Source organism: Lentzea pudingi (assembly GCF_014646255.1).
Classification (GTDB): domain Bacteria; phylum Actinomycetota; class Actinomycetes; order Mycobacteriales; family Pseudonocardiaceae; genus Lentzea; species Lentzea pudingi.
Genome location: NZ_BMNC01000022.1, coordinates 87,598 through 94,439, shown reverse-complemented (window position 1 = coordinate 94,439; position 6,842 = coordinate 87,598). Strand labels below are relative to the sequence as shown.

Annotated in this window: 15 protein-coding genes; all 15 read right to left on the bottom strand. The window is 66.0% G+C overall.

Annotation, left to right across the window (positions count from 1 at the left end):
- Positions 1 to 384: 384 nt before the first annotated feature.
- Entirely contained in the window at positions 385 to 828 is a 444-nt protein-coding gene (gene rplO, locus IEY88_RS40250; protein ID WP_030478314.1) for a 50S ribosomal protein L15, read from the bottom strand.
- Complete coding sequence (gene rpmD / locus IEY88_RS40245) at positions 825 to 1,010, bottom strand: 50S ribosomal protein L30 (protein ID WP_090094710.1); 186 nt, start codon at positions 1,008 to 1,010, stop codon at positions 825 to 827. Before rpmD ends, rplO begins: the two co-directional genes overlap by 4 nt.
- A gap of 2 nt (positions 1,011 to 1,012) precedes the next feature.
- Positions 1,013 to 1,621 (bottom strand): 30S ribosomal protein S5, encoded by a 609-nt coding sequence (gene rpsE, locus IEY88_RS40240; RefSeq protein WP_030473451.1) that lies wholly within the window; start codon positions 1,619 to 1,621, stop codon positions 1,013 to 1,015.
- Between the two features lie 34 nt (positions 1,622 to 1,655).
- Positions 1,656 to 2,057, bottom strand: coding sequence for a 50S ribosomal protein L18 (gene rplR, locus IEY88_RS40235; protein WP_030478311.1), 402 nt, complete (start codon positions 2,055 to 2,057; stop codon positions 1,656 to 1,658).
- 1 nt (position 2,058) lies between these two features.
- Positions 2,059 to 2,598, bottom strand: a complete 540-nt coding sequence (gene rplF, locus IEY88_RS40230) for a 50S ribosomal protein L6 (RefSeq protein WP_045309814.1) — start codon at positions 2,596 to 2,598, stop codon at positions 2,059 to 2,061.
- Between the two features lie 12 nt (positions 2,599 to 2,610).
- A complete protein-coding gene (gene rpsH / locus IEY88_RS40225; RefSeq protein WP_030478309.1) occupies positions 2,611 to 3,009 on the bottom strand; it encodes a 30S ribosomal protein S8 in 399 nt (132 codons plus the stop codon).
- A 124-nt stretch (positions 3,010 to 3,133) separates the two neighbouring features.
- Positions 3,134 to 3,319, bottom strand: coding sequence for a type Z 30S ribosomal protein S14 (locus IEY88_RS40220; RefSeq protein WP_030473455.1), 186 nt, complete (start codon positions 3,317 to 3,319; stop codon positions 3,134 to 3,136).
- Positions 3,320 to 3,323: 4 nt separating this feature from the next.
- Complete coding sequence (gene rplE / locus IEY88_RS40215; protein WP_189160163.1) at positions 3,324 to 3,887, bottom strand: 50S ribosomal protein L5; 564 nt, start codon at positions 3,885 to 3,887, stop codon at positions 3,324 to 3,326.
- Positions 3,888 to 3,889: 2 nt separating this feature from the next.
- Entirely contained in the window at positions 3,890 to 4,204 is a 315-nt protein-coding gene (gene rplX, locus IEY88_RS40210; RefSeq protein ID WP_189160162.1) for a 50S ribosomal protein L24, read from the bottom strand.
- 2 nt (positions 4,205 to 4,206) lie between these two features.
- On the bottom strand, positions 4,207 to 4,575 hold the full coding sequence (gene rplN, locus IEY88_RS40205) for a 50S ribosomal protein L14 (RefSeq protein WP_030478306.1): 369 nt from the start codon (positions 4,573 to 4,575) through the stop codon (positions 4,207 to 4,209).
- Positions 4,576 to 4,661: 86 nt separating this feature from the next.
- On the bottom strand, positions 4,662 to 4,943 hold the full coding sequence (gene rpsQ / locus IEY88_RS40200; RefSeq protein ID WP_065915974.1) for a 30S ribosomal protein S17: 282 nt from the start codon (positions 4,941 to 4,943) through the stop codon (positions 4,662 to 4,664).
- Complete coding sequence (gene rpmC / locus IEY88_RS40195) at positions 4,940 to 5,182, bottom strand: 50S ribosomal protein L29 (RefSeq protein ID WP_030478304.1); 243 nt, start codon at positions 5,180 to 5,182, stop codon at positions 4,940 to 4,942. The genes rpsQ and rpmC overlap by 4 nt, the downstream gene beginning before the upstream one ends.
- Entirely contained in the window at positions 5,182 to 5,601 is a 420-nt protein-coding gene (rplP, locus tag IEY88_RS40190) for a 50S ribosomal protein L16 (RefSeq protein ID WP_030473461.1), read from the bottom strand. Before rplP ends, rpmC begins: the two co-directional genes overlap by 1 nt.
- Before the next feature lie 3 nt (positions 5,602 to 5,604).
- On the bottom strand, positions 5,605 to 6,438 hold the full coding sequence (rpsC, locus tag IEY88_RS40185) for a 30S ribosomal protein S3 (RefSeq protein ID WP_189160161.1): 834 nt from the start codon (positions 6,436 to 6,438) through the stop codon (positions 5,605 to 5,607).
- The gene (rplV, locus tag IEY88_RS40180; RefSeq protein WP_189160160.1) at positions 6,438 to 6,836 is read right to left on the bottom strand and encodes a 50S ribosomal protein L22; all 399 of its coding nucleotides are present in this window, start codon (positions 6,834 to 6,836) and stop codon (positions 6,438 to 6,440) included. Before rplV ends, rpsC begins: the two co-directional genes overlap by 1 nt.
- Between the last annotated feature and the right edge of the window lie 6 nt (positions 6,837 to 6,842).

Sequence of the window (6,842 nt, the reverse complement as noted above, 5' to 3'; positions counted from 1 at the left end):
ACACCCCTACCTGCATGTGGCCCGCTCTTGGCTCGGCTCGTGATGGGACCCCACCGCCAACGCAACCCAGCTACGCAACCGGCAGCCGCTCAAAGCAACAGGCGTGCCATCTACCTACGGGCAGCGCGGGCCCCCTGATCAGATTGCCGGGGGTCTGGGGGCAGAGCCCCCAGGGGAAGCACGCAACGCAAGCCCGCCGCCCGCAAGGCAACCACCCGCCAGGCCGCGTACCGCAAGGTCCCGTACCGCCAGGCAACCACCCACCGCCAGGCCACCACCCACCAAGCCGCGTACCGCAAGCCAACCACCCACAAGGGCCGCCCCCACAAACACCAAAGGGCCCCAAGGCGAAAGCCTCAGGGCCCTTCAGACAGCTAACTCAAATCAGGAAGCCACAGTGGAAGACCCACCAGCAGCAGCCAACTTCTCCACAGCGGTCTTGGAGAACTTGTCAGCCGTGACATCCAGCTTGACCGAGACATCCCCGTCACCCAGCACCTTGACGAGCGAGCCCTTGCGGACCAGCCCGGCCAGAACCAGCGCGGGAACGTCGACCGAACCACCCTCGGGGAACGAGGCGGCGATCGAGGAAACGTTCACCACCTGGTACTCGGTGCGGAACGGGTTCTTGAAGCCCTTGAGCTTCGGGAGCCGCATGTGCAGCGGCATCTGGCCACCTTCGAAGCGCGGCGAGACGTTCTTGCGAGCGCCCGTGCCCTTCGTACCGCGGCCGGCGGTCTTGCCCTTGGAGCCTTCACCACGACCGACGCGGGTCTTGGCGGTCTTGGCGCCGGGGGCCGGACGCAGGTCGTGAATCTTGATGGTCACGACTGGACCTCCTCGACAACAACCAGGTGACGCACGGCGTTGATCAGGCCGAGCACCTGGGGGGTGTCCTCACGCACGACCGACTGACGGATCTTGCGCAGCCCGAGGGTGCGCATCGACTCGCGGTGGTTGTGCTTGGTACCGATGGTGCTGCGGACCTGGGTGATCTTCAGCTGAGCCATGGTCAGACCCCCTGGCCCGCGCGAGCGCGGATCATGCCGGCGGGGGCGACGTCCTCGAGGGGCAGGCCACGACGGGCCGCGACCTCTTCCGGACGCTGCAGACCCTTGAGGGCCGCCACGGTCGCGTGCACGATGTTGATCGCGTTGTCGGAGCCGAGCGACTTCGACAGCACGTCGTGCACGCCGGCGCACTCGAGGACGGCGCGGACAGCGCCACCCGCGATGACACCGGTACCGGCCGAGGCCGGACGCAGCAGGACCACACCAGCGGCCTTCTCACCCTGGACCGGGTGGGGGATGGTGCCGGCGATGCGGGGAACGCGGAAGAAGTTCTTCTTCGCTTCCTCGACACCCTTGGCGATGGCCGCGGGAACTTCCTTGGCCTTGCCGTAACCGACGCCGACCATGCCGTCGCCGTCACCCACCACGACGAGCGCGGTGAAGCTGAAGCGACGACCACCCTTGACCACCTTGGAGACGCGGTTGATCGCAACCACGCGCTCGAGGTGGGGGGTCTTCTCCTGGGCCGCGCCGCCGCGGCCGCCGTCACGACGGTCGCGGCGCTCTCCGCGCTCGCCCCCGCCGCCTTCGCGACGCGTACGTCCTGGCATCAGGCGTCCCTCTCAATTCCAGAAATGATCATTGTCAGAACTCCAGCCCCGCCTCGCGAGCGGCATCCGCCAGAGCAGCGATCCGGCCGTGGTACGCGTTGCCACCGCGGTCGAACACGACCGCCGTGACGCCGGCGTCCTTGGCGCGGGCCGCGGCCAGCTGGCCGACCTTGGCCGCACGGGCCTTCTTGTCGCCGTCCAGGGCACGGACGTCGGCCTCCATGGAGGAAGCCGCCGCGATCGTGTGGCCCTTCAGGTCGTCGATGATCTGCACGGTGATGTGCTTCGACGAACGGTGCACGGCCAGGCGCGGACGCTCGGCGGTGCCGTTGACCTTCTTGCGGAGGCGGAAGTGGCGACGGGCCTTCGCAACACGACGCCTGGTGGAGATGTCCTTGCCCACCGGCTTGCGCTTCGTAACAGTCGACTCGCTCATGTCACTTACCCGTCTTTCCGACCTTGCGACGGATCTTCTCGCCCGAGTAACGGACGCCCTTACCCTTGTACGGGTCGGGCTTGCGCAGCTTCCGGATGTTGGCGGCGACCTCACCGACCAGCTGCTTGTCGATACCCGAGACGGAGAAACGGGTCGGGGTCTCGACCGCGAAGGTGATGCCCGCGGGGGCCTCCACCTTGACCGGGTGCGAGTAACCGAGCGCGAACTCGAGCTCAGAGCCCTTGAGCGCGACGCGGTAACCGACGCCGTGGATTTCCATCTTCTTTTCGTAGCCCTGGGTCACGCCGACGACCATGTTGTGCACGAGCGTGCGCGACAGGCCGTGGAGCGCGCGGTTCCGGCGCTCGTCGTTCGGGCGCTTGACCTCGAGAGTGCCGTCTTCGGCCTTCTCGACGATGATCGGCTCAGCGAGCGTCAGCGTCAGGAGGCCCTTGGGGCCCTTGATGCTGACGTCCTGGCCGGCGATGTTCACGTCGACCCCGGAGGGGACAATGATCGGCTGCTTACCGATGCGCGACATGTCTACTCCCCCTTACCAAACGTAGGCGAGGACTTCTCCGCCCACGCCTGCCTTGTTGGCCTGACGGTCGGTCATGAGACCGCCAGAGGTCGAAATGATCGCCACGCCGAGGCCACCGAGAACTCGGGGCAGGCCAGTGGACTTCGCGTACACGCGCAAACCGGGCTTGGACACGCGGCGGAGGCCGGCAATGCTGCGCTCACGGTTCGGGCCGTACTTCAGCTCGACGACCAAGTTCTTGGCCACCTCGCCGTCCTCGTCGCGGTACGAGGCGATGTAGCCCTCGCGCTTGAGGATCTCGGCGATGTTCGCCTTGATCTTGGAGTGCGGCATCACGACCTTGTCGTGGTAAGCCGAGTTCGCGTTCCGCAGACGAGTGAGCATGTCTGCGATGGGATCGGTCATCGTCATGGTGACCTGGTCAACCTTTCTCGCTGCGGTTCACCGGCTCAGGGTCCAGACCCGCTCTCTCCCCCGACGAGGAGAGAGCAGGACGGTCGTGTGCGGGCCTACAGCGAAGTAATGAAGCTTGGAATTACCAGCTGGACTTGCTCACGCCAGGCAGCTCACCGCGGTGAGCCATCTCGCGCAGGCAGATCCGGCAGAGGCCGAACTTGCGGAACACCGCGTGGGGGCGGCCGCAACGCTGGCACCGGGTGTAACCCCGGACCTTGAACTTCGGCTTCTTCGCGGCCTTGTTGATCAACGCCTTCTTGGCCATCGAGTCAGTTCTCCTTGAACGGGAAGCCCAGGTGCTTCAGCAGCGCCCGACCCTCCTCGTCGTTCGTGGCGGTGGTGACGACGGTGATGTCCATGCCGCGAGGCCGGTCGATAGCGTCCGGGTCGATCTCGTGGAACATCGACTGCTCGTTCAGACCGAACGTGTAGTTGCCGTTGCCGTCGAACTGCTTGCCCGAGAGGCCGCGGAAGTCGCGGATTCGGGGCAGCGCGATCGTCAGCAGACGGTCGAGGAACTCCCACATGCGGTCGCCGCGCAGCGTGACGCGCGCACCGATCGGCATGCCTTCACGCAGCTTGAACTGCGCGATGGACTTGCGGGCCCGACGGACCTCGGGGCGCTGGCCGGTGATGATCGAGAGGTCCTTGACGGCACCCTCGATCAGCTTGCCGTCACGGGCGGCGTCGCCGACACCCATGTTGACGACGACCTTCACGACGCCCGGGATCTGCATCACGTTGGCGAAGGAGAACTGCTTCTGCAGCTCGGCCTTCACCTCGTCGCGGTAGCGCGTCTTGAGCCGCGGGATGATCTTCTCTGCGGTGGTCATGATCAGATGTCCTTCCCGTTACGACGGGAAATGCGGACCCGCTTGCCCTCGTCGTTCGTCCGGTAACCAACACGGGACGGCTTGCCGTCCGAGTCGACCACCATCACGTTGGAGACGTTGATCGGAGCTTCCTGGGTCACGATGCCACCAGACTGCGCGCCCCGCTGGGTCTGCGTGATCTTGGTGTGCTTCTTGATCCGGTTGACGCCCTCGACCAGGACCTTTCCGGTCTCCGGGTAGGCCTGGATGACCTTGCCCTTCGCGCCCTTGTCCTTGCCGGCGATGACGACGACCGTGTCGCCCTTCTTCACCTTCATGGTCAGAGCACCTCCGGAGCCAGCGAGATGATCTTCATGAACTTCTTGTCGCGCAGCTCACGGCCGACCGGGCCGAAGATGCGGGTACCGCGGGGCTCGTTGTCGTTCTTGATGAGCACGGCGGCGTTCTCGTCGAAGCGGATGTACGAGCCATCCGGACGGCGACGCTCCTTGACGGTGCGGACGATGACGGCCTTGACGACGTCACCCTTCTTCACACCGGCACCGGGGATCGCGTCCTTGACGGTCGCGACGATGATGTCGCCGATGCCCGCGTAGCGGCGACCCGAACCACCGAGAACACGGATGCAAAGGATTTCCTTCGCACCAGTGTTGTCGGCGACACGAAGTCGCGACTCCTGCTGAATCACTTACTTGCTCCTGACCATTCCTGGCCCGCCGGATTTCCGACCCGACGGGCTCGGTCTGTCTACAGTGCCCAATCCCCTGAGGGGACTTACTTGGCCTTCTCGAGGATCTCGACGAGCCGCCAGCGCTTGGTCGCCGACAGGGGCCGGGTCTCCATGAGCAGGACGCGGTCGCCGATGCCCGCCGCGTTCTCCTCGTCGTGCACCTTCACCTTGGTGGTGGAGCGCATGATCTTGGAGTAACGCGGGTGCTTCTTGCGGTCCTCGAGCGCCACGACGATCGTCTTGTCCATCTTGTCGGACACGACGAGGCCCTCGCGGACCTTGCGGTCGTTGCGCTTCTCGGTCTGGACTTCGTTGCTTTCGGTCATGCCGCACCCTCACCAGTGGAATCCGGCGTAACGGAGAGCCCGAGCTCCCGCTCCCGCATCACGGTGTAGATCCGGGCAATGTCGTGCCGGACCGTGCGCAGACGCCGGTTGTTGTCGAGCTGGCCCGTGGCCATCTGGAAACGAAGGTTGAACAGCTCTTCCTTCGATTCCTTCAGACGCAGCACGAGCTCTTCCTCGGTGAGCTCACGCAGCTCGGAAGCGGTGGTACCCGCTGCCATCAGAACTCACCACCCTCACGCGTAACGATGCGGCACTTCATCGGGAGCTTGTGGATCGCGCGGCGGAGCGCCTCGCGAGCGACCTGCTCGTTCGGGAACGCCATCTCGAAGAGGACGCGACCCGGCTTGACGTTGGCCACCCACCACTCCGGCGAACCCTTACCGGAACCCATGCGGGTCTCGGCCGGCTTCTTCGTCAGCGGACGGTCCGGGAAGATGTTGATCCAGACCTTGCCGCCACGACGGATGTGGCGCGTGATGGCGATACGAGCGGACTCGATCTGCCTGTTGGTGACGTAGGCGGGCTCGAGAGCCTGGATGCCGTACTCACCGAAGGTGACCTTCGTGCCGCCCTTGGCAGCACCCGACCGCTTGGGGTGGTGCTGCTTGCGGTGCTTGACCCTACGAGGGATGAGCATGGCTCAGCTCTCCGTCTTCTCTGCAGAAGCCGGGGCCTCGGCCGACGCGGTGGCGTCAGCTGCGGCACGGCCGGCCTCGGTGCTCGTCGCGGTGGTGCCACTGGCACCCGAGCGGCGGGCCCGGTTCGGACGCTCGCCACGGTCGCGGCGCGGGGCGCGGTCAGCACCCTGAGCCGGGGCCGCGTCGAGTGCGCGCTTGGCCGAGATGCCACCGACGATGTCGCCCTTGTAGATCCACACCTTCACGCCGATACGGCCGAACGTGGTGCGGGCCTCGAAGAAGCCGTAGTCGATGTTGGCGCGGAGCGTGTGCAGCGGCACGCGGCCGTCGCGGTAGTGCTCCGAGCGGGACATCTCGGCGCCGCCGAGGCGACCGCCGCACTGCACGCGGATGCCCTTGACCTGCGGCGAACGCATGGCCGACTGAATGGCCTTGCGCATCGCGCGCCGGAAGGCGACGCGGTTGGACAGCTGCTCGGCGACACCCTGTGCCACGAGCTGCGCGTCCGACTCGGGGCTCTTGACCTCGAGGATGTTCAGCTGGACCTGCTTCTTGGTGAGCTTCTCCAGCTCACCGCGGATGCGGTCCGCCTCGGCACCACGACGGCCGATGACGATGCCCGGCCGGGCGGTGTGGATGTCGACGCGCACCCGGTCACGGGTCCGCTCGATCTCTACCTTGGAGATGCCGGCACGCTCCATGCCCTTGCTGAGCAGGCGGCGGATCTTGACGTCCTCCGCCACGTACTCGGCGTACTGCTTGTCTGCGTACCAGCGGGACTTCCAGTCGGTGGTGATCCCCAGCCGGAAGCCGTGCGGGTTGATCTTCTGGCCCACTACCGCGTTCCCTTCACGCTGGTCTTCTTGGGACGAGACTCCACCTCGATGGTGATGTGGCTCGTCCGCTTGCGGATCCGGTACGCGCGGCCCTGGGCACGCGGGCGGAAACGCTTGAGGGTCGGACCCTCGTCCACGTAGGCCACGGACACCCAGAGGGTGGTCGGGTCCAGGGACAGGTTGTTCTCGGCGTTGGCCATGGCGCTGGCGAGCACCTTCGCGACCGGCTCAGAGGCGGCCTGGGGCGCGAACTGGAGCACGGCCAGGGCCTCGCTTGCGTTACGACCCTTGATGAGCTCGATGACGCGACGCACCTTCATGGGGGTGTCGCGAACGTAACGAGCCCGAGCCACGGCGCGCGGAAACTCCGCTGCCTCAGCGTCCTTACGGGCGTTCATCGCTGC